Annotated in this window: 29 protein-coding genes and 2 pseudogenes; 6 read left to right on the top strand and 25 right to left on the bottom strand. The window is 60.4% G+C overall.

Annotated elements, in window-relative coordinates; all coding sequences use genetic code 11:
• Window positions 1-97: 97 nt before the first annotated feature.
• From ACZ1G0_RS16105 to ACZ1G0_RS16155, 11 genes are all read right to left on the bottom strand, one after another.
• Window positions 98-250: an antitoxin PaaA2 family protein gene (locus tag ACZ1G0_RS16105; protein WP_009820264.1), complete on the bottom strand. Its 153-nt coding sequence runs from the start codon at window positions 248-250 to the stop codon at window positions 98-100.
• Window positions 240-404: a hypothetical protein gene (locus ACZ1G0_RS16110; protein ID WP_170850626.1), complete on the bottom strand. Its 165-nt coding sequence runs from the start codon at window positions 402-404 to the stop codon at window positions 240-242. Before ACZ1G0_RS16110 ends, ACZ1G0_RS16105 begins: the two co-directional genes overlap by 11 nt.
• Before the next feature lie 94 nt (window positions 405-498).
• Window positions 499-1017: a type II toxin-antitoxin system YhaV family toxin gene (locus tag ACZ1G0_RS16115; RefSeq protein ID WP_472737948.1), complete on the bottom strand. Its 519-nt coding sequence runs from the start codon at window positions 1015-1017 to the stop codon at window positions 499-501.
• Complete coding sequence (locus tag ACZ1G0_RS16120; protein WP_472737949.1) at window positions 1014-1340, bottom strand: type II toxin-antitoxin system PrlF family antitoxin; 327 nt, start codon at window positions 1338-1340, stop codon at window positions 1014-1016. The genes ACZ1G0_RS16115 and ACZ1G0_RS16120 overlap by 4 nt, the downstream gene beginning before the upstream one ends.
• A gap of 126 nt (window positions 1341-1466) precedes the next feature.
• The gene (locus ACZ1G0_RS16125; RefSeq protein ID WP_472737950.1) at window positions 1467-2120 is read right to left on the bottom strand and encodes a DUF6927 domain-containing protein; all 654 of its coding nucleotides are present in this window, start codon (window positions 2118-2120) and stop codon (window positions 1467-1469) included.
• Window positions 2121-2223: 103 nt separating this feature from the next.
• A complete protein-coding gene (locus tag ACZ1G0_RS16130) occupies window positions 2224-2817 on the bottom strand; it encodes a hypothetical protein (RefSeq protein ID WP_037911611.1) in 594 nt (197 codons plus the stop codon).
• 73 nt (window positions 2818-2890) lie between these two features.
• Window positions 2891-4873: a ParB/RepB/Spo0J family partition protein gene (locus ACZ1G0_RS16135; protein ID WP_472737951.1), complete on the bottom strand. Its 1983-nt coding sequence runs from the start codon at window positions 4871-4873 to the stop codon at window positions 2891-2893.
• Between the two features lie 157 nt (window positions 4874-5030).
• Complete coding sequence (locus ACZ1G0_RS16140) at window positions 5031-5420, bottom strand: DUF3768 domain-containing protein (protein ID WP_472737952.1); 390 nt, start codon at window positions 5418-5420, stop codon at window positions 5031-5033.
• A gap of 87 nt (window positions 5421-5507) precedes the next feature.
• Entirely contained in the window at window positions 5508-5717 is a 210-nt protein-coding gene (locus ACZ1G0_RS16145; RefSeq protein ID WP_472737953.1) for a DUF6330 family protein, read from the bottom strand.
• A gap of 23 nt (window positions 5718-5740) precedes the next feature.
• Window positions 5741-6679: an ArdC family protein gene (locus tag ACZ1G0_RS16150; protein ID WP_472737954.1), complete on the bottom strand. Its 939-nt coding sequence runs from the start codon at window positions 6677-6679 to the stop codon at window positions 5741-5743.
• A 40-nt stretch (window positions 6680-6719) separates the two neighbouring features.
• Window positions 6720-7190 (bottom strand): hypothetical protein, encoded by a 471-nt coding sequence (locus ACZ1G0_RS16155; RefSeq protein ID WP_472737955.1) that lies wholly within the window; start codon window positions 7188-7190, stop codon window positions 6720-6722.
• Window positions 7191-7649: 459 nt separating this feature from the next.
• Here ACZ1G0_RS16155 and ACZ1G0_RS16160 point away from each other — a divergent pair, with 459 nt between their 5' ends.
• Together ACZ1G0_RS16160 and ACZ1G0_RS16165 are read left to right on the top strand one after the other, a co-directional pair.
• Window positions 7650-8000 carry an MbcA/ParS/Xre antitoxin family protein gene (locus tag ACZ1G0_RS16160; RefSeq protein ID WP_005617048.1) on the top strand — a complete coding sequence of 117 codons (351 nt, stop codon included), beginning with the start codon at window positions 7650-7652 and terminating at the stop codon, window positions 7998-8000.
• Window positions 8000-8512, top strand: coding sequence for an RES family NAD+ phosphorylase (locus ACZ1G0_RS16165; RefSeq protein WP_472737956.1), 513 nt, complete (start codon window positions 8000-8002; stop codon window positions 8510-8512). The genes ACZ1G0_RS16160 and ACZ1G0_RS16165 overlap by 1 nt, the downstream gene beginning before the upstream one ends.
• A 174-nt stretch (window positions 8513-8686) precedes the next feature.
• Here the strand turns inward: ACZ1G0_RS16165 and repC are convergent, their stop codons facing one another.
• The 6 genes and pseudogenes from repC to ACZ1G0_RS16195 form a co-directional block, all read right to left on the bottom strand.
• Complete coding sequence (gene repC, locus ACZ1G0_RS16170; protein WP_472737957.1) at window positions 8687-8998, bottom strand: replication initiation protein RepC; 312 nt, start codon at window positions 8996-8998, stop codon at window positions 8687-8689.
• A gap of 35 nt (window positions 8999-9033) precedes the next feature.
• Window positions 9034-9318, bottom strand: a complete 285-nt coding sequence (locus ACZ1G0_RS16175; protein WP_472737969.1) for a hypothetical protein — start codon at window positions 9316-9318, stop codon at window positions 9034-9036.
• A 101-nt stretch (window positions 9319-9419) separates the two neighbouring features.
• Window positions 9420-9740 (bottom strand): annotated as a pseudogene (locus ACZ1G0_RS16180) (helix-turn-helix domain-containing protein); the annotation flags it as partial.
• Window positions 9741-9980: 240 nt separating this feature from the next.
• Complete coding sequence (repB, locus tag ACZ1G0_RS16185) at window positions 9981-10832, bottom strand: plasmid partitioning protein RepB (protein ID WP_472737958.1); 852 nt, start codon at window positions 10830-10832, stop codon at window positions 9981-9983.
• 115 nt (window positions 10833-10947) lie between these two features.
• Window positions 10948-12147, bottom strand: a complete 1200-nt coding sequence (gene repA, locus ACZ1G0_RS16190; protein WP_472737959.1) for a plasmid partitioning protein RepA — start codon at window positions 12145-12147, stop codon at window positions 10948-10950.
• Window positions 12148-12489: 342 nt separating this feature from the next.
• Entirely contained in the window at window positions 12490-13398 is a 909-nt protein-coding gene (locus tag ACZ1G0_RS16195; RefSeq protein ID WP_472737960.1) for a recombinase family protein, read from the bottom strand.
• Window positions 13399-13624: 226 nt separating this feature from the next.
• On the opposite strand from ACZ1G0_RS16195, the gene ACZ1G0_RS16200 reads away from it, so the two are divergent.
• Both ACZ1G0_RS16200 and ACZ1G0_RS16205 read left to right on the top strand, forming a co-directional pair.
• Window positions 13625-14695, top strand: coding sequence for a hypothetical protein (locus ACZ1G0_RS16200; protein WP_472737961.1), 1071 nt, complete (start codon window positions 13625-13627; stop codon window positions 14693-14695).
• Window positions 14696-15226: 531 nt separating this feature from the next.
• The gene (locus ACZ1G0_RS16205) at window positions 15227-15889 is read left to right on the top strand and encodes a L,D-transpeptidase (RefSeq protein WP_093454917.1); all 663 of its coding nucleotides are present in this window, start codon (window positions 15227-15229) and stop codon (window positions 15887-15889) included.
• Window positions 15890-15934: 45 nt separating this feature from the next.
• Here the strand turns inward: ACZ1G0_RS16205 and ACZ1G0_RS16210 are convergent, their stop codons facing one another.
• Window positions 15935-16219 (bottom strand): hypothetical protein, encoded by a 285-nt coding sequence (locus ACZ1G0_RS16210; RefSeq protein WP_093454916.1) that lies wholly within the window; start codon window positions 16217-16219, stop codon window positions 15935-15937.
• Between the two features lie 181 nt (window positions 16220-16400).
• Between ACZ1G0_RS16210 and ACZ1G0_RS16215 the strand changes: the two are divergent.
• Window positions 16401-18752 (top strand): annotated as a pseudogene (locus ACZ1G0_RS16215) (heavy metal translocating P-type ATPase).
• 63 nt (window positions 18753-18815) lie between these two features.
• Window positions 18816-19328, top strand: coding sequence for a L,D-transpeptidase family protein (locus tag ACZ1G0_RS16220; RefSeq protein WP_274582278.1), 513 nt, complete (start codon window positions 18816-18818; stop codon window positions 19326-19328).
• Between the two features lie 9 nt (window positions 19329-19337).
• Here ACZ1G0_RS16220 and lnt read toward each other — a convergent pair whose 3' ends face one another.
• Genes lnt through ACZ1G0_RS16255 form a run of 7 tightly spaced genes read right to left on the bottom strand, consistent with a single transcriptional unit; the run spans window position 19338 to window position 25086 of the window.
• A complete protein-coding gene (gene lnt / locus ACZ1G0_RS16225; RefSeq protein ID WP_274582277.1) occupies window positions 19338-20915 on the bottom strand; it encodes an apolipoprotein N-acyltransferase in 1578 nt (525 codons plus the stop codon).
• The gene (lspA, locus tag ACZ1G0_RS16230; RefSeq protein ID WP_274582276.1) at window positions 20882-21340 is read right to left on the bottom strand and encodes a signal peptidase II; all 459 of its coding nucleotides are present in this window, start codon (window positions 21338-21340) and stop codon (window positions 20882-20884) included. Before lspA ends, lnt begins: the two co-directional genes overlap by 34 nt.
• 28 nt (window positions 21341-21368) lie before the next feature.
• Window positions 21369-22151: a ZIP family metal transporter gene (locus tag ACZ1G0_RS16235; RefSeq protein ID WP_274582275.1), complete on the bottom strand. Its 783-nt coding sequence runs from the start codon at window positions 22149-22151 to the stop codon at window positions 21369-21371.
• A gap of 12 nt (window positions 22152-22163) precedes the next feature.
• A complete protein-coding gene (locus tag ACZ1G0_RS16240) occupies window positions 22164-22619 on the bottom strand; it encodes a DUF411 domain-containing protein (RefSeq protein ID WP_274582274.1) in 456 nt (151 codons plus the stop codon).
• A gap of 3 nt (window positions 22620-22622) precedes the next feature.
• Window positions 22623-23996 carry a M23 family metallopeptidase gene (locus tag ACZ1G0_RS16245; protein ID WP_274582273.1) on the bottom strand — a complete coding sequence of 458 codons (1374 nt, stop codon included), beginning with the start codon at window positions 23994-23996 and terminating at the stop codon, window positions 22623-22625.
• Entirely contained in the window at window positions 23993-24619 is a 627-nt protein-coding gene (locus ACZ1G0_RS16250) for an SCO family protein (protein WP_274582272.1), read from the bottom strand. Before ACZ1G0_RS16250 ends, ACZ1G0_RS16245 begins: the two co-directional genes overlap by 4 nt.
• Entirely contained in the window at window positions 24619-25086 is a 468-nt protein-coding gene (locus tag ACZ1G0_RS16255) for a copper chaperone PCu(A)C (protein ID WP_093454963.1), read from the bottom strand. The genes ACZ1G0_RS16250 and ACZ1G0_RS16255 overlap by 1 nt, the downstream gene beginning before the upstream one ends.
• Window positions 25087-25090 lie beyond the last annotated feature (4 nt).

The following is a 25090-nucleotide window of genomic DNA, read 5'->3' on the forward strand; positions in this document are numbered from 1 at the left end:
TTTCCTTTGGATCAGGGTCTGAGTTCCAAAGGACAAAAAGCCCGCTTTCGCTTTTCAGGGTGACGGGGGTCAGACCGCGCTGACCTCCAAGGCTTGGTCAGGACTTGGGTTCGACCTCCCGTTTCGCATCAATCAATGCCTGTGCGGCCTGCATCACCTGAACTTGAGATGTTCCCGTGCATTCCTCCTCCAGCGCGGCCTGCACCTTCGCGCGAAACCACGCGTCATACGAATTGACATCAGCCGCCACGGAAATGCTCCTCGAGCCCGATATCCAGCAGCTTGCCGAGGTCATCGGGCATGTCTGCAACGTGCACAGCAATTGGGAAACGGTGCCCCGTCAGGTCAGGCGCGCATTGCTCCTCTAGCCCGAGGTGCTGCCTATCCTTTTCCGCCTCAATCATTGTGCTTTCTCCGACCGTATTATCAGCCGATGCTACATCTTCCAGCGGGGCGTCGTAAACGATAATGCCAAAGGGTCACAGCAAGCTGGCCCACTTACCGATCGGGCGCCGCTTCAAGGGAAGGTTCGAACCGCTTGCCCGCCGCTGCAGCTTCTTTCAAGAGCGCGTCGAAATTGTCAGGTGGATTGCCATCTTCCAGCATCCCTTTGAACGTCGCATAGGCATCCGTCTTGCTGCCATAGGCGCGCAGGGTCTTGTCGTCGTTCACCCATGCCACCACGATGACCTTCGCATCGCTGTTGAACCGGTAGAACAGCCGATACTGCTGGAAGAATTTCGCCCGGAACCAGTGCTTGCGGTGATCGCCGAGTGTGCCGCCTTGCCGGAAGGCGGCGGCACCCGGATCTGCCGGTATGGCCTCGGTGACCAGCTTGAAGATGGCGGCCAGCCGTTTCGTCGGGTTTTTCTTGCGCCAGGTCTTAGGATCGCGTGCCTTACGCGCCTCGACCTCTTCAATCAGCCCTTCGAGCTGATCCAGAAAGAGCGGATGCGCATAAATCGACCATCCGTTTACGACAAGGGGCGCTTGGGCGGGCACGCTATCGCCGCTCATTCATCCTCGAGCGATAGCGGCGCATCGAGATCGACGTCAACGTCTCCGACCAGTGCTGCAAGACGGTCATGCAAAGCCCCATCGAACGCCCGAATGCGGTCCGGATGCGCCTTGATATCGGCCTCGACAAAATCGAGAAAGGCTCCGAGCACGGGATCTTCCTCGTCGCTGCGCACGGGCTCGATATAGACCCTGCCACTCGGCTCGGTGCAGTAACGAATCTGGTCGCCCTTGCCCAGCTTGAGCTGTTTGCGCACACCCGCCGGCACGGTCGTCTGATACCGATCCGTGAGTCTCGAGACATCTTGTGCGAGGGCTGTCATGGCAGTCTCCTGAAAGAATGGGGGTCTTTGCTGCCTGCGATAGGTAATGCATTTGCATTGCCTTGTCAAGACAAGCCGCAGGATCTGCTGTCGCCGGGCAGGTCGATGAACCGTCCGGCGCAGGACCTAATCTCGCCCCGCGAGATACTCCGCCAGCACTGGGCTGGCCGCACCCTTCGCGGAGCTGATCAGCTCCGAGCCCACAAGCGTCGCTTTCGACAGGCGCACGAGGCCGCCGGTTTCCTCGATGCGGTAGCAGCGGCGTTTCTGCCGGCCCCGCCTGTAGTGGGTCGCGGTGACAATCTGGCAGGTGCTGCCATCGGTGAGCGTCACAGGGGTGGCGAGCCTGATCTTGTCGCCTTCCTCATAGTCCGGGATCGCAGCCCAATCCCGGCAGCGCTGACGCCAGGCATGGGCGTAGCTGCCTTCGTCTTTCAGGTTGGAGAGAAGCTCGATCAGCCCAAGGGGAGCACGCGACTCGTTCGGGCCAGCACTTTCCTCCATGTCCTTGTAGCCCCAGCAGCCGTCATCGTATCGGGTGAGGAAGACAGCCCCGAACGTGATGGAGCCATCCGCATCGGTCACATAGGTCGTGTCCTCGACCGGCGAGCCATCGATACTTGTGACCTTCGCCGCCGCATACCAGGTGGAGCCGACCTTGCATGCCTTGACCAGTTCGGTTTTGCGCGTGTCGCCCTCGAAGGTGCAGAGCCGGGCAATCTCCGCTTTCTCATCCGCGTAGTTCTGGACGCGGCCGTCGGTGTAGAAAAGCCAACCCATTTCAGAGTCCTTTCTCTCGTTTGGGAAAATTGTTGTCGCCAATGTCCCGAGAGGGCCGCAGGCCCGGCAGGGTATTGGCGATGCTTGTTTGAGAAAGGGCGGGTTACGCCACCCTCCGGTCATCGATTTCCATCAGCGCATCGAGCGGCACGCGGTAGGGCTGCATGGCGTCGAAATCCTCGCAATTGCCGCAGTTCTGCACGATCGCGAAGGTGTCGCAGGCATCCTTGAGGATGACCCGGAAGGTGCCGCCGAGGCCTGACGGCACCTCGTAGGTCCCGCCGATGAGATAATCCGAGGCCCGGCGCACGAAGACGCGGATGCTGTGGCCATCGGTGGCGAGCCGGATGGCCCCCCGCCCCCGGTCGATGAGCACCTGCACATCATCGAGGATGTCGGTGTAGAACTGGCCGGTCAGATCGCGAAACGCCATGCGGCGCTGCGCCATCCAGTCGGTATCCCGAAATGGGTTCATGCCGTCGGCGAAGGCGAAGGAGGGATCGGCCTGTTCGGTGGTGACGATACGGGTGGTCGTGCCATCGATGCCGTTCGAGCGCAGATGCACACCATTGCCGACGATGAGGATCAGAGCCGGCCTGTCCACGGGCCCGTTCCAGTTGGGCAGGAAGGTTTTGCAGGCGCGCGCATGTGCGATTTGCGCCGCGACAGCGGACGCAGAGAACTTGAGAATAGCCATGGGATGTCTTTCCGTTGGGTGTGGGAGGGTCGACCCGCCCGGGCGGCATGGCTCGCGCGGGTCGCGTGAGGACTCAGGCCGCTTGCGCGACCTCGCTATCAGACTCCGGGGTTTCCGCAGCGGGCTCCGCCTCATCACAAGCGACACCGTTGGTCTGCATCATAGGCGGGCGCCAGGCGGCCACGGCAGCGCGCTGCGCGTCCGTGAGCGTGGCGAAGGGCTCGGCGAAAAGCTTGTCGCAGAAGGCGACGATCTCCTTCTTGCTCGACGAGGCCAGCGTCACCGCCTCTTGGGCCAGGCCCAGATCCTCGCCGAGGATCTTCAGGAGCCAGGCCTTCTTGAAGCGATTGAACAGCGCCGCGTTCGGCGTCCAGTGGGCCCGGATGTCGGGCATGATCTCGATCTCGAAATCATGCATCAGGCTGTCGCGCTGGCGGTCCCGCGCGAAGCAGGATTGCGTGGTGCTGGCGGTTGCAAAGGCGACGAGCTTGGCCTTCTCGCCCGGCTTCAGCGCGCGAAACGCCGCGAACTGATCGGCGGGAGACCGGGCCTCGTCCAACCAGGACAGATCGAGCGCATCATGTGCCGCAGCCACTTGCTCGAGCGAGGTGCCGTCGATCTCATCCATCTTGGCGTGGCTGCGGTATTCCTTGCGGGCGTCGACTTTGATCGCCTGCGTGGCACTCATGCCGGCGCCAAGGACGTCACTGACCAGCTTGAAGAGCGTCAGATCGAGCGTGGCTTCCGGATGCAGCGCCATCGCGGCCCCAAGCGCCATGGCTCGCTCGGTCTTGAGGTCCTCGGCCAGCGAGGCCGGGTAGGTGATTTCGCCGGCGTCCGGGGCCTCCTCCGCGGTCGGGCTTGCCGAGGAGCCGCGCGCGCCCTCCTCTTTGACGGTGTCTTCCGGGCGGACGAGACCCACATGGAGCGTCACCTGACCATTCGACCACGAGGCGATTACCCCGGACCGCGCCAGGTCCTCGGCGCTGTAGGCCTCCTGCAGGTCGCGGGCTTCCTCTTCCAAGGCATCCACGCGGTCGTAAAGCGCGTTGTAGGCACCGTCCTCGAGCCCCTCATCCTCCATCTCGAGCTGCAATTTCTCAAGCTCGGCGGTAATCTCATCGATGCGCTTCCGGGCAGCCTCATCCGGCTCGATCGGGCCGGGATAGACGCGGCCGTAGTCGGCCATGGTCGCGTAATCATAGCGCACCATCGCATCGGCCCAGGCAAAGCCCAGCTTTATGCGGGCCTCTTCGGCAGCGGCACTGAGTTTTTCGAGCAGGATGGTCTCGACCAGCGCCGCATCTTCCAGCACGGAATGCTCTTCCAGCAGATCGGCCGCAACCGCGCCGCCGCGGGCCTCATAGTCTTCACGCACAAAAGCCCCGATATCGTCACTTACCTGCACGCCGCGAGTCTTGAGCGCCTGTCGGACGGTATAGGCTTGCAGATAGCTGTCTTCCTTGGTGAGCGCCTCGAAGACCTCGCGCTGCACCTCCTGGCTCGGATGCTCCGCAAAGGCCTTCATCGTGTCGAGCGTGATCGTCTTCGCCCGAGCGGCGGCGCGGATGTCGGGATGGATCAGACCGTAGCGCAACCGGCCTTTCACGGCCGCCACCGTGGTGCCGAAGGTCTTGGCGATCGTCTCGGGCGTCTGGCCGTCGACTTCCATCATCCGGGCGAAAGCCTCGAACTCGTCGATGGCGTTCATCGGCGCCTGGGTGATGTTCTCAGCAAGCGACAGCGCCGTCGTCACATCGCAGTCGTCCGGCACGAGGCGGCAGTCGATCTTGGTCTTGGCGGTGAACCCCTTGGCGGCCTTGTCGGCGACCAGCTCGTTCAGCGCGGCATGACGGCGGCCACCGGCAAGCACGGCGTATTTGCCGTCGAGCTTCTGGACAAGGAGCGGCTGGAGGAGACCCAGCACCGCGATGCTGGCTTTCAGGTGTGCGATGTTCTCGGGGTCGTAGGTTTCCGGCGAATTGCTGCGCACATTGGCGGGATGCGGGACCAGATCGCCGATGGCGACGGAGACGGGTTTGAAGCTTGCGGTCATGGGATATCCTTCTCGATGGATTTGGAGCGGCCCGCGCGTTCATGCGCGTGACCAATCCCCGGCTTCGGGGATCACCACGACAAAAGGCCCGCTTTGCCTTTTTGGGGGCAGCGGGCCTTCATCGTCTGAGATGTCAGGGGAGGCGTCCCCTGCCCTTCTACCAGTCGCGCGCCAGCATGATGGTCAAAACGCGCATGGTGGTGGCGGGATCGTCCGGGGTCTCAGCCCCGTAGCGGAAATCCGAGTCTGCTTCATAGAGATCAATCTTCCAGAACACGGTCTCGCCCCGGATCTCGACCGCCCCGAAATCGTGCCAGCCCTCGGGATCATTCTCAGGCTCGAACGTGGCAAACTCACCGGTGGCCTTCACCGCCTCGGCCATGAAGCCGTCGCCAGCCTCCATAAGCGAGCGGGTGACATGCATCCGGCCCTGGATGGGCTGCGCGAGCGGTACTCCAAGGCATGCGAGCCTGCGAAACGCGTCGTTCTGCGCTGCGATCACACTCGGATCAGGGCGGTCTGTCTGGGGTTGTGCGGTGATGGTCATGGGGCATTCCTCTGTGAAGTTGAAACACCCATCTCAAAGCCTGCTTTTTCTTTTCCGCCTGGCGGCAGGACCGAAGGAGAAGGTGCCCTATCCGAACAGCCCCTTGGATCTGTAATTCGGGTTGGGGATTGTCTCGACCCAGCCACCCTGTTCCTTGATGGTCTCGAGCGCTGCCGAGAGTGGATAGGCACCCTCGGACGCGCTCCACCAATAGGCACTGCGCTTGAAGGTGATGATCTTGCGGCGGCCGTCAGCGAAGCAGGCCACCCGCAGCGTCTTGGGCTCCTTGCGTGGCATAGGTGTCTCCGTTCTCGCTGTGGTCAGGCGGCCTCGGCACTGCGCCCTGCCCTGCCCACCTCCGATCTGGCAATCAGATAGTCGCAGGCGCGCTGCGCATCTGCGGCGTGCTTGAAGATCGCACCCTTGTCCGACCGAAGAACGCGCAACCAGTTGTGGAGATAGGCGGCATTCATCTCGAGCGTATGCGCCGTGAAGCCGAGCGTCTGACCCAGGAACACCGAGGTCAATTCCGCGACGATCTCCTCGCGCGCATAGGACGTGTTGCCAAACTTCGAGAACCCGAAATCACGGTTCAGTCGATGGGGGGCTTTCGTGGCATGGGCCAGCTCATGCGCCCAGACCCCGTAGAAATTGCGCGGGTCCTGGAACCGCGTGATGGACGGCATGTAGACCTTGTCCACGGGCGGCAGGTAGTACGCTTCCGTTCCTGTGAAGACGGTTGTGATGTCGATGGCGTCAAAAAACGCCTGCATATGCGGGATGGGCTCGGACGGCGGATGTTCGGGTGCCGGCTCCGGATCTGGGAAGAAACTGTCGGGCAGACCCTCGATCTGACAGGCATTGAACACGCGGTAGGATTTCTGGAAGCGGAAGATGTGGGCCTCCTCGGACTGATCATCGCTCTCCCCTTGATCATCCTCGCCGCCAGCGTCTTTCCGGCTTTGGCCGTAGTAGACAACGACAGAGGACTTCTCGCCCTTGCGAACCTTTGCATCCAAAGCATTGGCCTGCGGAAGCGTCATCCAGAAGGGCGAGCTGTGGCCCGCCATCACGGTGCGCATGGTCAACAGGAAGTTGTTCACGCCCTGGTAGGGTTCACCGCCCACGCGCAGGGGGCGAGAACTGCCTCCTGCCGTCCAGGGCTTGCGCCACGGCAGAACGCCGCGCTCGATGATGCGGATGATTTCGTTTGTGATGACCTCGGAGGCATCGAATTTGGGCGTGCGGGATCGGGCCATGGCTGGCCTCCTTTCGAGTGTTGATGAGAGGGAGTGGTGACTAGGTTGACCGACAGGGGCGCGGATCGTTGGTGATGCTTGCGCCGAGCTCTTCGACCATGTCGATGTAGGTGGACAGCGTGACAGACCTGCCGACACCCGAATGCTCAGGGTTGACCGATCCGTCCCGCCTCACCTGCGGCAGGTTCGCGAAGGCGAAGACATCGGTGATGGGCCGGGTATCGATGAGGGGCGTCCCTCGTGCGACCGCCAGGACGGCCAAGGGAAAGCACTCGATCGGCGCGAGAGTCGAAACGGTGGTCCAGCCGAGATGCAGGAAAGTGCCACCCTCCCCGCAGATCACATGCGCGTCCGGCATTGTCGCCGCCTGCCTGAGATAGCCAAGGTCACGCTGGACGGTCTGGCGTTCGAGCTGCTGTGCCAGCGCCGTCTGGCCAGTTCGGCGCAGTTCTCTATGCCGCCACCAGGAGGCAGCGGTCGCGCGCAAGACGCGCAAGACACCTGTTTGCATGGGAATGCCTTCATCAGGAACGTCAGACCGGAACCCGGCCCGGACCCGTCCGAGGCACCCCGAAGGCCCTCATCCGTCAGTCACAAAACCCGAAGTCCACTTTTACTTTCCACCAGCCAACTGGTCTGAGGTAACTGTCAATGGCCCGACACCACCGCGGACCCCAGTGACTGCATGCAATAAGTGCCGGTTCTGGTCCAAGATCGGCAAGCCATATCGGCAAACCCGGTCCGACTGCCGCAGTCTTTGGCATATTTTCAATAACTTATCTGATGTTCTCGATCGGCAAAAAACGCGCCTACGGCGACTTCTCAAGCCCAAAAATTAGGATTTCCGACGCTCAGAGCTATAAAGCGTTACGGATTAGCATGGGAAACGAAGGCACAGTACCTCCTGACAGCTTGAATTTCAGCAATATTGCCGCTATATACCGTCAGTATCACTGTAGGGGCATAGATCATGCACATCACGAACTTTGCTGAAGCTGGGCAATTCGAACCGCGCAAGATCGCCGCGGTGCTACGCACATCAGCAGAAGAGATCGCATTGACCGTCGGCTTGGGCAAAGACGCGTTGCAGAGGCGAACCCGCATCGGTTCGGACAAGACGCAGCGCCGCCTGCGCGAATTGGTAGAGGTGCTGAACAAAGTCGAACCGCGCTTCGGCTCGGAACTGATGGCCTATGCATGGTACCGGTCAGAGCCCCTGCCCGGCTTTGATGGCCGGACAGCCATGCAGCTGGTGCAGGAAGGCAAAGCGCAGCAAGTTCTGGAATACATCGATGCGGTCGATGCGGGCGTCTTTGCCTGATGCCCCTGAAAGATGGACGCTACTCAGGGCCGCTCTATCGCGCCCTGAACCCGGTCTATGCGCGTGAACCTCTGTCCGGACGAGGCGCTGAACTCTATGGAGGGCGGTTTAACGCCAAGGGCACCCCTGCCCTCTACACCTCGCTGGATCCCGCGACCGCTCTTAGAGAAGCCAACCAGGTCGGCAGCCTGCAACCCACTATCCTGGTGTCCTACAAGGCCGACCTTGGGCCTATTTTCGATACCCGCGATCAGGACAGGCTCGAACGGTATGGGATGACAGCGTCAATGCTTGCCGATCCTGCATGGCGCATGAAAATGCTCGAAGGGCAATCAGTTCCGACGCAGGATTTAGCATGCGCCCTCATAGCGGATCGGTTTGCGGGGCTTCTGATCCAAAGCTTTGCGAAGGGTGCGTCATCATCGGACTTCAACATCGTGTTGTGGGTCTGGACTGACAATAAAGGTTCTTTGGCAGTGGTGGATGATGAAGAGCGACTGTCACGCATGTGAGCTGTGAGACTTGGTGCCTGATCTGTCCACCGCGGTGGACATTGGCCGGTCGGAGGAACACGGAATGACCGCGCAGTATCGCGCTAGTGGATTTTGGCTTCGTGGCGTTGATGCGCGTGGAGAGACCGCGCGTCATTGGACCATTTGCCGGTCAGACGTCCACCGCGGTGGACACTAGGCGGATTGCATAGCAGTTTTAGACAGACGCTTGATCAAAGCCAATGGATCAAATTGGTCTTGACGTTGGCCCAAGGTGATACTGTGAAAATACGCTCCAAAGTCCCTGATGCGTTTTCCAAGTTCTAGCATGATGAAAATCGCGCATGACGCTTTCTGAGCTCCTACTGCATCCTTGGCTTTCTCGAATGTTTCTGGGTGAATGCCCATCATGGGTGCAAGTGTTCGAGCATGGTTTTCAATGTCCAACCAGTCTCTAAGTCTCTCTGTGGAGAACGAAGTCGCTTGATTGCAGACTGAGGTTAGCAAGTCTGGTTTCAGAGCTTCATTGCCTATGTTGCTATCTAAATCTTTTTTTCTTCTTCAGACTTAGATTGGTGCCGGACAGTTTGTCCGTCATTGGCGGGCAATTCCATAGTTTCTGGTGAGTCATCTGGGGTATACAAACTCTGGCATTCGCTGTCCGTGTCGGCGAGCAGCGCGCGGTATTCGGGCAGGCTCAGCTTCCTGCGTAGAGCTCTCCGTGCGTGGTTGATGAATGTGTTGCTTGGATCATGCTCTTCCAAATGGGCGAGCTTTGTAAGGATCTGTTTGCGGACAAATATCCGATCCCGCCGGTTGTTTTCCATCTCATGTGCGATGGCGATAAGCTCGTTCGCACGTTGGAGGAGGGGGCTAGAGACAGTCCATAGCTGATGCATTGACCGCGGGATGAGCGAACGCGGTAGCGCTTTCGGTTCGAGCTGTCATTGCGCTTGATGAAACCGAGTTCAACGAAACGGTTTATGTGTCTGCGGAGGGTCCGTTCGTCGATTCCGCCGACGCGCTGGCAAATCGAGTTGTTGGACGCGAAAACCGTTTCGCCATGGCCTGGTTTCAAGAAACTGAGCATTGCTTGAAGTGTTTGGATATGGCCAGGACGCAGACCGAACACGCTGCGGGCATCTCTCAGTGCCCTGAAGATGGTCCAAATGTCGGTTTCAGCCGCAGAAATTGAGCCGCGTGATGCATCAGCACCAGCGGATCTGATCGATAGTTTTGTAAATGCCATGGCTTGTTCACGACGACCGTTCGGCCCACAACTTCCCAGTCTCTTCCCGAGATTTCGCTCAGGAAAAGGCAATAAAAATCCGTCCACCGAATCGGTGACTCTTGACCGGTTTGCTGGAGGTTGCTACATCATGAGTGCTAATCGAATGATGAGGGCTCTCCAGGGGAAACTTTGGGGGGCTCTTTTCTTTCTGGTCTTCGCTTTTCTCCTCTGCTCGCGTTACTCTGTGTGGCTCGGGGCTTAGGACCCAGAGCCGCTCTCATTCCGCCACTGTTCGAAGAGCTGCAAAAGCGTTGCCTCCGCCCGCTCTTCGATCCATTGGCCGAATTCTGGGTTGTCCTTCTTGGCGATCTTGATGGCGATTGTTTTCTGGTCGACTGTCAGCGTGCCCAATGAACTGCCGTTCTCATCTTTGATGACCGAAGTCAGGCCACGATTGGGCGGCTTCTTGTCGCTACGTGCTTTGCTCGAGCAAGCCGAATAGACCGCTTGGAACTTTTCGGAACTAGGTGTGTCGTCGGGTAGAGTGGCGAGCGCCTCTTTGGCGACGTCCACCAAATCTACCTTCACCGATAAGGCAGCCAGATCACTCCACTGCCGTCGTCCGATCCCATGTGCTGGCCCGATGAGTTGAACAAGGCCGTCTGGCAGTTGTTCTATGACGACCCTGTGGTTGGATACGCCTTGCCGGGTCAGACCCAGAGCATCCTGGATGACACCGGGTTTGTAGCCGGATTCCTGCATCTCTTTGATAAACAGTGACTTTTCTATGAAAGACGGATCAAGCCTGAGGTTGTTCTCCTGGCCTTGAGCGATCAGAGATGCGTCATCATCCAAGGTTCGAACAATTGCCTTGACCGTTCCACCCACCTTGCGGATCGCCGCAAGCCTGCGGCGGCCGTAGATGATGCGGTATCTGTCCGGTTGGGCAGATGGACGGACCATGATTGGCACTTGTTGGCCATGCTTGGCGATACTCTCGGCCAATTCATCGATGCTGGAATCTTCTAGCACCAACCGATCGCGCAGCCCATCCATATCAATCTGATCGGGCTCGATGTCGCGGATCGAGTTTGCTGTAATCTCGCGCAACGAGTCGCGCAATCCGCCAACAGATCCTGGCAGCTTTGCCGCTCTTGGCGGGGTAGGGGAGGGGCTGCGCTCTCCGTCTCATCCTTTGGGGGCTGGTTGAAGATGTTTCGGGCCATCAGCGACGCCCCCATGCCATTTGGATTGTCTGTTCCAACTCATCGCCAACGCCGTTCACGCTAGTCAGAGCGCGATCAATCGTTTTTCTGATGAATTGGCTCGGATCAACTTCGTAGACGGTTTGCTGGGTCATACCAGCGTCCGAGATTGCCGTAGATTTCAACATTGGTTCAGTCATGACCTGTCCGGCCAAGATCGATCTCAGGTAGCCCGCCATTTGCGTCTGAGGCCCGTCCGACGGTTCGTATCTCGTGATCAAGAACTTTACGAAGTCCCAGGTAACGCGCCGGCCAATGGCTTCTTCCACGGCCTTGACCGTTTCCGAAGCAAGTTTCAGGAACTGGCTCATGGAAGCGATGTCGAGCATGCCAGGTACTACGGTTACCAAAAGTCCCGTAGAGGCTGCCAACGCCGTAAGGGTCAAAAAACCAAGTTGAGGTGGGCAGTCGATCAGAACGATGTCGTAATTCGCCTCTACTTCCTCAAGCGCTAAGGCGAGACGCTCCGCAAATATGGGCTGCACCCGGCGGGCGAGGGCGTTTGCCGTCTCGGTTTCGTATTCCGATAGCATTAGGCCCGCTGGGACCATATCGAGCTTATGGAAGTAGGTTTTTTGGATGACGGCTGAGAGCGGAACTTGTTCCTCATATCTCAGGGCATCATAGATTGTGCCGCCTTCGGCGAACTCGAGCTCGGGCCGAAAGCCGAAAAAGGTGGTCAGACTTGCCTGCGGATCGAGATCCAAGACCAACACTCGGTAGCCTCGCAAGGCATACCGTTGTGCAAGATGTATCGTTGCCGTCGTTTTTGACGATCCGCCTTTGAAATTGACGACGGATATCACCTGGAGACGATCGCCCTCACGTCGACCAGGGCGGTAACTTTCTGCGTTCTTTCCAGTGCGCCCCAGAATATCGCGCAACTCATCAATCTCTTGGGCTGTGTAGAACCGGTGTCCGCGGTTGTCTGTATGCACTTCCGGGAAGCTGCCGTCCTTGTGCCGATTGCGCAGGTTAGATGTGCTCACGCGCAGGAGGCTGGCGACCTCGGTAGAACTGAAACGGCGTAAGGACTTTCGTTCTTCGGGCTCGAAAGCGATTTTCATCTGGCGATCCAAAGACTCAGCCAGATTGTCGGCAAATGCTCCGATGTCGGAAGACCCTATGCCTTGCGCGTATCCAACGTTACGATCATCCATATCCTGCCGCCCACTCTCGGCCTCTGTTGAGGCTCTTAGTCATTCTGACGGTGTACAGCGTGTCTGACGCGTTTTGCCGTCAGAATGGGAATGCCACGATCCAGTGAGTCCGGCAAGAAGAATCTAGATGTAGTGTGAAAGTTATCCACAGCACCAATACGTTCAGTCGCATCAGGATAGCCGCAAATTCTTGATTTTGTTGTATTAAGTCGACACGATCGCACTTCAAGCCACCGATCCGAATTGTTTGGATGGTTTCAGCTAAACCCATGCACCCAATGGCACAATTGACCTTCTGACGGTGTCTGGAGCGATAGATTCAGTTGGATGAGTCCCTGCTAGTTACAGTCGGGAGTTCGCCGATTCTGATGAAATTAGACCAAGTCGCTCCGCTCGTTCGAGCAACATCTTGACCGACGACGGCTGCCACCTCGTGCGGCCACGCGGGGTACGCTCGCGCATAGCCTCCAACCGGTCGCAGATCGCCTGCAGCGTGACATCCGGGTCTGCGCCTTTGATGGCGGCGACGATCGCGGGTAGGCGGTCATCAGTATCCCGGCGTCCAGCACGATCCAGCACTTCGGCGGGTAGAAACCCGTCGCGTACATATGCCTTCACGGCGCGGAGCAGGCGGCTTTGCGTCCAGCGCCGATCATGGGGCAGGGGGCCATTGATGATCCGCAGGACGTCTTCCCAAGCCATATCGGGGCGCAAACGGCGCACGTGGGGCACCCAATCCTGCGCAGTTTCGTTCAAGCGCTCCATGTAGCCGTCCTGTCGCGCCAGCCGCACCTTGCGCAGCGTTTTAGGGTCCTTGGCGCGAAGACCTGGGTTGCCGCCGACGCGGCCCTTTGAGCGTGCCGAGGCAAGTCCGGCTTTGGTACGCTCGCGGATCAGGGCGCGTTCGAACTCAGCCGCAGCGCCCAGAACCTGCAACGTGAACTTGCCCTGGGGCGAGGCAGTGTCGATCGGGTCCTGGAGCGAGCGGAAGAACGCCCCCTTGCCCTCCAGTCTTTCGATCACCTCAAGTAGGTGCGACAAAGACCGCGCAAGCCGGTCGATCCGCACGACGACCAGCGTGTCGCCCTTGCCAATCCGCTCCAGCACACGTGCAAGCACGGGCCGCGCGCGATTGCCGCCCGAGGCGTGCTCTTCAAAGATCTCGGCGCATCCCGCAGACTGCAGTGCCTCAGACTGGGGCAGGGGGGTCTGATCCTCGGTGGAGACGCGCGCATAGCCAATCAGGGGCATGAAACTGGGCCGTTTGCAATTTAATATATCGCCAATAAACGACCGTTTGTAAACAAATGCAAGTAGGTGCTCTCTCGTCGTGCTCGTCCAAAAACCTTTGGTTTCCTTGCGCTGAAAGCGATCTGAGAGGTTTCACCTGCAGTCGCGCGCTCGTACTATATAAAGGGCGCAGGCAGCGGCCACGAAAACGCCTGGGCAATGTGCAAAAAATCAGTATTTTGCACACATGGTGACGCAAGCCTCTTCTTTGACTGATGATTACGACGACCCCCTTATCACCATCGAGGAGGATGAAGAGGCTCACGAAGACGATCTCTGGTTTCTACCTAGGTCACTTGAAGAAGAACCGGATGATTTGCCTCCAGGGCCACGGGCGGAACCGCCCGACACTGCTGTCGTCGAAGACTGGGCAAAAGCAGAAGGCGTTCACGCTGCGCGACTGGCAAGAGTGGCTGGACGCCTGGGAGCTCTGGATGACCGGCTGCTGCGTGGCCCGGAAGGCTGGCGGCATCGCCTCGCTCTTATCGAGGCAGCGGATCTCAGCTGGTTCGCAGGGGATCGGGTGAGTTCTGATCGTCTGGCGCTCTGGATATCGATGCGGCTGTCAGGTGCACAGGATGACCCAAATGCACTGGCAAGAGTTGGATGGGCTGTTCGGCGCCTAACAGGCGGTCCTGGACCGAAAGCTGACTTGGCCGCCTTCCTGGATCGCCGCGATCCCGAGAACATTGAAGACAGCGCTGAGCGTTTCGAGGATCGCGCGGGTGGGTGGCTGGACGTCATGGCAGCCGCAAAGGGTCTCCACCCGATCACGCGGGCGTGCATGGGGTATCACCTGTGGAGCTTGGCGGGCCTCGGACGCCACGGCGACCAGATCGAAGCTGCCGTCACCGCGTCCAGGATCGCGACCAGCGATGGAAGCGGTGCCATCTTCGCGCCGCTCGCTATGGCCGGGGCCGGGGGGCTGCGCGTTTCGGGCTTGCCACCCGAGCGTTTGGCCCGCTGGTTGGATGGGATGAACAGCGCAATTCTAACGGCGATGCGAACACTTGATGATATTGAAGTGTGGATCGGGCGGGCAGAAAACGTCATGGCGCAATTATCTGGCCGCACGCCGGTTGCCTTGCGAAAGGTTTTCACGGAATGGCCCTTGGTCTCCGCCCCGATGGCTGAGGCCATGACCGGAGCCAGCCGCGCCGCCCTTCAGCGCAATCTCGCATGGATGGAGGCAAGCGGTTTGATCCGCGAGGTGACGGGGCACGGGAGGTATCGCATGTGGAAAGCTGACCTAATATAGGTCATTTGTCGAGGCTGACACCGGCTTGACCTGGCACGCTTTAGTGCCGCCCCAGATGATCGTTTAAGCCACTTTCCGTTCGAATGCGACAAGGCTTTTCCAGCCCAAAGCGTTCGTTAGCCATTCGTCTCACGTTTTTGTGACAATTGATCGCTTGAAGCTCCAGTGGGTGAAGGTTGTAACGGGGCGAAATAACGGAATGAGAGCCGGAGCCAGAGATGGCATCGTAGCATTTGCGAGTGGCGTAAGTTCCCTGTGCCGTGACGTTCCCGATCTCATGGTCGCGATATCGAAGCCGCTGTGCCTAAATTTCCAGACAATCTGCGACTTAACGAATTGTCGCTGCGCAACTTCGGACCAGGTATCGTGCGAGCAGTTTTCTCCTCCCTAGCAAACTGGAAACTGCAAGGATCGCATGTTTACTTACGAAAATTTGCCCTTGAACCTCTAGCCACTAGAAGTCCTATCTGTTCAAGGAGAACACATACCGTTCTTGCCATCAATCGCCGGTGAGAACCGAAAGGGTACGAAATGCTGACAAGACGACACTTCATTCAGACAACAACGGCGCTTTTTTCGGTGACCGGTCCCGGTATGGCTTTTGCCGACACTTGGCCCACCGAGGCTCAGAAGGCTGAATGGGACGCACAGGTGACGCCTCAGGGTTATGTTGCCGAGACTTCCAACCCATGGGGATTGCACCTGCGGTTCCTGCCGCAACGAGTCGTCGCGAAGGACGGTCTCGTGCCGGGAGATATCCATGTCGATGCGGTCGCGCGATATCTCTACCACATTGAAGAGGGTGGAACCGCGATGCGCTACGGCGTGGCGATCGCGCGGGGCAACCTCTACGAGCCAGGTGTCTATACCATCAAGCGCAAGGTCAGGTGGCCGCACTGGACGCCAACACAAAACATGATCGAACGCGATCCCGTGAACGCACAATGGGCCGATGGGATGGAACCAGGGCCGGAAAACGCTCTCGGATCACGGGCACTCTATCTCTATGTCGGGGATCGCGACACCTATCTCCGGATCCACGGCACACCCTACCCGAGAAGCATCGGCGGTCGCGCGAGTTCAGGCTGCGTGCGGATGGTCATGGCCCACATCAACGATCTCTATCCGAATGTAGAACTCGGCTCTACAGCTCACCTGTATTCGGCAGAGGACAGCGTCACAGCCCGCAGCTGAGGGAGCGCTCGGTCGGCCAACGTGCCTGCGGTCCGTCGATCGATCTCAGGTTGGGCGCGCGGCGCAGATCGGGTTGCCGTTCGCTGTTCGCAGAGGGAGCAAGGTCACCTCCACCGGGCCGCTGTGCTCGTACCAATAGCAGCCGTCTTCCGGCCTGAGGCGGGCGGTCGATATATTCTGATCGGGCGCCGCCATTGCCACCACGCTCTCAGGCACATTCCCGATCGCATTCGCCGGGTCGCTACTGCCACTTGGAGCAATGGCGCATCCAGCGAGGAGCGACAGCGCCGTCGCAACCATCATTTTTTGCTTCAGCATCGAACCCCGCATCGAGCTTCCTTTCGTTTCTGGTTTTCCTTCGATCGGTTCTCATGCCTCAAGGGGTGAACGAGCCGGTCATCAAACCGTGTAGCAATAAAACAATCTGAAATACCACCGTATTTTGCTCTTGAAGCTCTAGCCACTGTAGGGGCTATGTCATGGTAAAGCACCCGAATCCAGAGGTCCATTCATGCCGTCCGACACCCATCGTCACGACCACGATCACGCCGAAGATGCCCAGACAAGCGGCGGCAGCTGCTGCGGGGTCGCCGGAACGTGCGGCGACATCGTTCCGGCGACCCCGCGCCAGCGGGCGGGCGCAGTTTTCAGGTGTCCGGCCTCGATTGCGCCGAGGAGGTAGCAATCCTAAACAAGGTGGTCGGCCCGAAGATCGGCGGGGCCGAACATCTTGCGTTCGACGTGATCAATGGACGGATGACTATCCTCGACAGCGCCAAGAGTGTATCGGACGGCGAAATTGCAGAACTGGTCGCAAGCACCGGCATGACCGCCAAGCCCTGGGATGCCGAAAACGCGTCGGTCGACCAGGCGGCCCATCTTGCACGCCAGCGGCTGTTTACGGCGCTCAGTGGTGGCTTCTGGGCCGCGGGATTTCTGTGGCACATCATCGAGACCGGCATGGGGGGCACTCGGCCTCTTCGCAGGGCACGGCGAAGCGCCGATGCCACTGGTCGAGGCAGGGTTATTCGCGGTTGCGATCCTGTTCGGTGTTTGGCTCGTGGCGCCCAAGGCATGGTCGTCCGCACGGCGGCTGTCGCCCGACATGAACCTGCTCATGGTCGTCGCAGTCGCGGGTGCAATTGGCCTCGGCGAATTTTTCGAGGCGGCGACGGTTGCGTTCTTCTTCTCGCTCTCGCTTTTCCTCGAAAGCTGGAGCGTCGGGCGTGCGAGGAATGCGGTTTCAGCTCTGCTGGACCTGGCGCCGCCGACGGCAAGAATTCTTTATGATGACGGTTCGGAAGCGGACGTACCGGCTTCCGCGGTTGCTATCAACGTACGTTTCGTCGTGCGCGGCGGAGACCGCATCCCATTGGATGGTGAGGTTGTCGATGGGGCAGGGGCCGTCGATCAGGCGCCAATCACCGGAGAGAGTGCGCTGGTCCCAAAGGAACGGGGCGACGAAGTCTATGCCGGTACGATCAACGGCGAAGGCACACTGACGGTGCGCGCTACGAAGGCCGCCTCGGATACCGTGTTGGCCAGGATCATCCGCATGGTCGGTGACGCCCATGCCCGCCGCGCGCCGGTGGAGCAGTGGGTGGCGAAGTTCGCCCGCATCTACACGCCTATCGTCATGGCTCTCGCCATTGCAATTGCCCTGCTGCCGCCGCTCATTTTCGGTGGGGCCTGGGATTATTGGTTCTACAATGCACTCGTGCTGCTGGTGATCGCCTGCCCGTGTGCTCTGGTCATCTCGACACCGGTCTCCATCGTCGCCGCACTCGCCGCCTCAGCGCGGGCTGGGGTGCTGATCAAGGGCGGTGCATATGTTGAGGCACCGGGCAAGACCACTGCACTGGCCATGGACAAGACCGGCACGATCACCATGGGCGAGCCGGAGGTGGCGGCGGTGCATCCGCTGGGCAAAGCATCGGCGCAAGATCTGATGACCCTCGCCGCTGGGCTGGAGGCACGTTCCTCGCATCCCTTGGCGCGCGCCATTCTCGCGCGGGCAGAAGCCGACGGCATCAATGTGTCCGCCGCGCAAGATACCCGAACCGTTCCAGGTAGGGGACTTGAAGGACGCACAGACGGCCGGTCGATCTGGCTAGGGTCCGACCGGTTTGCCGAGGAGAAGGGTTTCGGCGACGCCATTCCGAAGGATCTGCGCGACCGCATCGAAGGGGCCGGCAGCACCCTTGTTGCCGTGGGCGACGACACCGGCGTCACCGGCATCCTGGAATTGCGCGACCGTATCCGCCCCGATGCCAAGGGCATCGTGGCACAGCTCCACGCGCAGGGCGTGAAGACCATCGTTATGCTGACGGGCGACAACGAGCGGACAGCGCGCGCTGTTGCAGCCGAGGTCGGCATCGACGAGGTCCGTGCCGAGCTTCTGCCCGAAGACAAGGTGACAGCCATCGAAGAACTGGTCGAAACGCATGACATGGTGGCCATGATCGGCGACGGGGTCAACGACGCCCCGGCCATGGCGCGCGCGCATTACGCCATCGCAATGGGTGCCGTTGGTTCGGACGCGGCAATCGAGACGGCGGATATTGCCCTGATGACAGACGACCTCGGGAAGGTGCCTTGGCTGATCGGTCATTCGCGCCGGACAATGTCGATTATCCATCAGAACATCGGTATTTCCTTGGCGACCAAGGGCGTCTTCGTTGTCGCTACCGCTTTCGGAGTGGCATCGATGTGGGGCGCTATTGCAGCCGATGTAGGAGTGTCATTGCTGGTGGTGGCCAACGCCCTGCGCCTGCTGAACAGCCAAAAGGCCAAGGCGCCGCCGTCCGGCGGTGAGCAGGTTGGCCCACAGATGGCAAAGGCCGCGCTTGCCCACGGACATTGATCACGCTGCATTTGCAAAGTAACGTGATGTCCATATCAGACCTCACCAAAGAGGCATCGAGCAGTGAAGACCATCCGATTTCCCCGCCGCGCCGTCCTGTTGGGCGGGCTGGCAGCGTTTCTGTCCGGGTGTGCCAGCAAGTTCCGCAGCTATGGCGGACCCGAGGTGACCCGTGTTCGGCTTTACAAGGGACAGCGCTTGCTTGTTCTCGACGGAGCCGATCGCGTATTGCAAACCTATCCGGTCGGGCTGGGTTTCGCTCCTGAGGGTCACAAGCAATTCGAGGGAGACGGCCGGACCCCGGAGGGCACCTACATTGTCGATAAGCGCAACCCTGAAAGTACGTATCATCTTTCAGTTGGCATCTCTTATCCGAACGAGGCCGACATCGCCTTTGCCGAAGCGCAGGGCCTTTCCCCCGGCGGCGACATCTTCATCCATGGTGGCCCACGCCCCGGCATCGACCCGACAAATGTCCGCGACTGGACAGCTGGCTGCATCGCGGTCACGGATCGGGAGATCGAAGACATCTATGCAATGGTGAAGGACGGGACACCTATCCACATCTTTGCATGACGGTCTTTCTCATGCGGCGGTAGTGAGCCGTCGCATTGGCGCCATTGCCCAGCTCCACGAAGCCAAGATGAGCGCCAACAGCATCCAGTCCCCGAAGCTCGCGTAGAGTGTCGGCGGTCGCGCGGAGGGCAGGCTAGCGTCGATGATGCCCGTTTCGCCGGTATCGAGCCGCGCAACGATCTCTCCGCTCGCGTCGATGACCGCAGAGATGCCCGTATTCGCGGCTCGGATGACTGGAAGGCCTTCCTCTACGGCGCGCGTACGTGCGGAAGCCAGATGCTGCTCGGGTCCGATGCTGGTGCCAAACCAGGCATCGTTTGTCGCGTTGAAAATCCAGTCCGGCCGGAACAGGTCGTCGACCACATGCCCTGGGAAGATGATCTCATAGCAGATCGCCACGGCGACCAGCGGCACACCCGGAAGCGCAAGCGTTCTCGGGCCCGGTCCGGGCGTAAAATCGCCCAGGCCCGCCGTGAGCCGCTCGATGGGCAACCAGCCACGGAATGGCACATATTCGCCGAAGGGTACGAGATGGTGTTTCGCGTATCCGGTCAGGATTCTGCCGGTCGCGCCAAAAGCCTGGACCGTGTTGAAATATCGGGTGCCATCGTCGCTCGGTACACGGTCCGGCACCCCGGTGAGCAGCACGCTGCCTTCCGTTAGCGCAGCGGCAATGCGGGCCTGCGCCTCCGTATCCTCATCGAGGAAACCCGGAAAGGCGGTTTCCGGCCAGAGAAGAACGTCGAAATCGCCGCGCCGGGTTGAAAGCTCAAGATAGCGCGCGAATGTCGCCTCGCGATTCTCGGGCGCCCATTTCTCCTCTTGTGGAATGTTGCCTTGGACAATGCGCAGGTCGACAGTGGGTGGCTGTTGTGCATCCGACTGGAGGCGAAGCGTGCCGACAGCCCACATCGTCGCGATGCCGGCCAGCGCCATGAGCGAAACGGTCAATCGTTGCCGCCCGGACACCATGACAGCCGCGCCGGGGAGTACCGCAACGAACACGGTGAGAAAGCTTAACCCATAGCTTCCGACCCAGGCGGCGGGCTGGCGAAGAGCGGCGTAATCGACCAGAGCGTAGCTGGCGAGGTTCCACGGAAATCCTGTCAAAACGTGACCTCGCAACCACTCGGCAGCGGTCCAGGAGGTCGCGAACAGGAGGCAAGCCAAGAGACTACCCAGGGCTCCGCGCCGCGCGATTTCGGCGAAAAGCGCGGCGGCAATGGCCGGGAAAATCGCGAGACCTGCGGACAATCCCGCGACGGCCGGGATCGCCATCGCCCCGAACCGCTCGGCCTCGACGTAGAAACTCTCTGCAATCCACGAAATCCCGAAACCGAACTGGCCGAGACCAAACGCCCAGCCGACGAGGAAAGCGCGCCCGAAGGAGAGATCGCGAAGCCCGACAAACAACGCGGAATAGGCAACGGGAACGAGCAGGAGAATCGAAAGAGGCGGGAAAGTCAGAACGGTCAGCGCCCCGGCGGCGAAACCAAGCGTCATCCGCGAAAGAAAACGGTGGCGCAGAGCGATGCGGTTTAGAATTTCCGGCTTCACGACTTGATCGAACGCCGCGCGCTGATCCATGGCGCGGCGAGCAAGAGCCCCACGCCACTGACGACAAATACGTCGGCCAAGTTGAAGGCAGGCCAATGTGTTGTGCCAATGTAGAAATCGAGAAAGTCTGTTACAGCCCGATACCGCACACGATCGATGACATTGCCCAGGGCTCCGCCAATGATCGCGCCATAGGCAAGTGTTTCGACCGCATTTTCGGCGCGAAACAGCATAACCCCTAGCCAAACACAGATGGCAAGAGCGAGAGCGATTAGGCTCCACCACGGACTGCCGCCCAGCATCCCGAAAGTCACGCCGTCATTACGATAAAAGACGAGGTTGAATCCCGGAAACACGGAAATCCCAGCGCTAATAGTGACGGCATTCGCAACGACAATGGCTTTGGTGATCTGATCGATCGCGAACGCAGCAAGCGCTGCAAATATGCCGATCATCGGAGATACTTTGTATGATGACATTGCCTCATCCCAACCAGACATCGAGAAACAGCATTAGAACGAGCCCGACAGCGAGACCGAGCGTTGCCCTGTTCTGATGGCCGCTGCGATGGGTTTCGGGGATGATTTCGTGGCTGATGACGTAGAGCATTGCGCCCGCGGCAAAGGCCAGTCCCCATGGCAGCAGCGGTTCCGACAGTGTGATGATCCCGGCCCCGAGCAGGCCGCCAATCGGCTCGACCATGCCCGTCAGCGCCGCAATGCCCCAGGCGCGCAGCTTCGGATATCCCTCGCCCAGCAGAGATACAGCGACGGCCAATCCTTCGGGCGCATTCTGAAGCCCGATGCCGATGGCGAGCGGTAGGCCGCCTTCCATACCTCCGGATCCGAAGCCGACCCCCACGGCAAGGCCTTCGGGGAAGTTGTGGATCGTGATCGCAATGATGAACAACCAGACCCGCCGCAAAGACGCCGCTTCCGGCCCTTCGCGTCCCGTCTTGAAGTGCTCGTGCGGCAGCTTTTCGTTCATCAGGGCGACAGCCCCCATGCCCAGAAGAATCGAAACGCATACGATGGCCGCAGGCATCGCGCCGTTCTCGAACATCGGTTCTGCCGCATCCAATGCCGGGATGATCAGCGAAAAGAAAGAAGCGGCGAGCATCACACCGGCAGCGAAGCCGAGCGACAGATCGCGTGTGGCCCGAGACGGGATGCGCCCGAACAGCACGGGAACTGCTCCGACTGCTGTGAGCGATCCGGCGGCAAGACTTCCGAGAAAGCCGAGCACTATCGGAGACAGATTTTCCATGGGCGGGCCAGATTATCCTTCGGCGTAGCTCGAAAAGACTTCCGTCGACCCGTCCTTGCGGATGAGGAAGACATCATAGGCCTCGCGGTCGTCTTCTGGCCCCATGCCGGGCGAGCCATAGGGCATCCCCGGAACAGCGAGGCCGACGGCGTCCGGGCGCTCCTCGAGAATGCGGCGGATGTCAGCGGCTGGGACATGGCCTTCGATCACGTAGCCATCAATGAGCGCGGTGTGGCAGGAGACCATGCGCTGCGGCACGCCGTTGTCGAGCTTGAAGCGAACCAGCAACCCACCGAACATGTTCTCGCCCGTCGGCGCAAACCCGTTTTCTTCGAGATGGTTCATCCACGAGAGGCAGCAGCCGCAACCGTTCGTCTTGCGGACGTCGATCGCCGTTGCCTCTGCGAGGGCCTGTGCCGCCGGGAACAGGGCGAGCGTGATGGCAAGAGCTTGGGTCATACGTTTCATGGGTCAGAGCCTTTCGGTTGTCGTTTTGGCAATCTCGCTGCCGAGGTTTTCATTCAGAAGCGCCCGCGCCTCGGCCAGACGCGAGAGCGCGGCGGCATCATCCGCATCGCTCTCGGCCGCTTCGGCGAGCCGGTCGTCAGAGAGCGGGTCAGTCGGGCGCCCATCCACGAGCACCTCATAGTGCAGGTTCGGACCTGTCGCCGTGCCAGTCGCGCCGACGCGGCCGATCACGTCTCCCGCCGCAACGCGTTGGCCTTGTGCCAAGTCTTCCGGCACGGCGCTCAGATGCGCGTAGCGCGTCATGGTGTCGGAGCCGTGCAAGATTTCGACCACGCGACCATATCCGCCGCGCCAGCCGATGAAATTGACCCGCCCCGGTGCCGTCGCTTGAACCGGTGTCCCACGTGCCGCTGCAAAATCGACGCCGGTGTGCATCCGGACGTTGCCAAAGACCGGATGCGTGCGGCGCCCGAACACCGAGCTGAGGCGCGCACCCTCGACCGGCTGTGCGAAGACGCGCAGCACCTCGCCATCGACGTAGATCGTCGCCTGACCGCTGCCGTCGTCAGGCCATACGATCTCGTAGAGCGAACCGCCGATCTCCAGTGCGGCGAAGGCGAGTTCGGGCTGTCCGATCCTGTCCTCGCCGACCCGCGCCTCACGCCAGAGAAGCCTTAGTGTTTCGCCGCCGGCCATCTCGCGGCGGAAATCCACGGTCCCACCCAGCATCTGCGCAAGGTCCACGGAAAAACGGGCGGGTATGCCGGCTTCGTCGAGTGCCGCGAAGATCGAGCTGTCGATCATGGCTTCGCCGGCAAGGGTTACGATTTCCGGATCCGGAGCCACGACCTGCGTGGACATCTGCTCGCCGAAAACCACCTCGATCCGAACCCCGTCCTCGACGGCGAGTGAGACGGTGCGGGGGCTGCCGTCCACGGTCGAAGCGACAGTGACCGAGTGCCCCGGCCGCAGCCGTCGCAGATCGTATTCCGCACCAAGCGCGAGGGCAACTTCGGCTCTGTCAGGTGCCGCAAGACCGGCCTCTGACAGCAAGAAATCGAGCGTTTCGCCCGGAGCAATGTCGCGCGACCACGTCGACAGGGGTGGCTCGATCGCTTGCACCGGCCTGTCGGCAACAGCGACCTGCAGAAGGGGCAGCGGGCTGAGATTGTGTGCATCGTCTGCCCATGCCGCCGCGGGCAGCGTCACGGGAATGTCAACGTTCTGGGGGACTTCAGGACGTTGTGGCATCCAGCTACTTGCCTGGGCAAGTTCCGGCGGCACGGGTTCTTTCGACATGAAATCAGAGATGGCGATAGCCGCTCCCGAAACCGTCCCCGCAATTGCGACACAAGCCGCCAAAGTTCTGAGCCTCATGTCGCCCCCTCCATTTCTTTTTCCAGCGCGCGGCGGATCTTCGGCACCGCGAACTCTCTGGGTTCGTGATAGTCGATCATGGTGACGAACCGCCCAGAGGCTGCGAACAGGAAGACGCTCGCGGTGTGGTTCATCGTGTAATCGCCGCTCTCCGTCGGCACCCGCTCGTAGGTGGCACGGAAGCCGTCCGCGACGCGCGCTATCTGCTCCTCGGGCCCCGTCCAGCCGCGGATCGCCGGATGGAAGTAGCCGACATATTCGGCCATCGTTTCGACAGTGTCGCGCTCGGGATCGACCGTGATGAAAGCCACGTTCATCTCGTGGGCCTCGTCTCCCAGATCGTCGAGCCATCCCGAAATGTCAGAGAGCGTGGTCGGGCAGACATCGGGGCAGTAGGTGAAGCCGAAGAACGCCATCGTCGGGCGGCCGATCAGGGTTTCTGGCCCGACCGCGTTGCCCTCATGATCCGTCAGACGGAAATCCATCTCGGTCAGAGCCACAGGCCGCTGCCCGACAGGTTCGGGTCCACCGGGTCCATCGACCTGCCACCAACCGACGAAGAGCATCAGGGCGACCGCCCCGACACCAGCCGCGCCGTACCCCAGGATCGCTCGTCGCCGCATCAGTCCTCTGGCCCCCGCGCGGCGATTCCGAGGATCGGCACCTCGACCGTCATTTCGCCTCCGTCGTCGAAAAGCAGGGTCAGCGGAAAGGTGTCCCCTTCCGTCATCGGTTCTTGTAGCCGCATCAGCATTGCGTGCAGGCCCCCCGGTTCGAGCGCGACGCTCTCGCCCGGGGCGATCGCGATCTCCCCCGCCGGGCTCATGGAACTCACACCTTCGGCATTTGTCTTCGTCTCGTGAATTTCGGGCATCATCGCGAGCGGTGTTGTAAGACCGATCAGCGTCACAGGCTCGTCGCCAGTGTTGCGGATCTTCATGTAGGCGGCCCCGGGACGGTTCATCCCGATGGAGGCGCGGGACCACGCGTTCTCGACGACAACATCCTCGGGTCCGGCCAGCGCGGGCACCGAGAGCCCTCCAAGGGTCAAAAGCGCGGCCAGTGTGCTGGTCAAAATATACTTTTTCATCGTT

It is taken from the genome of Thalassobacter sp. HA4-2 (assembly GCF_055693705.1).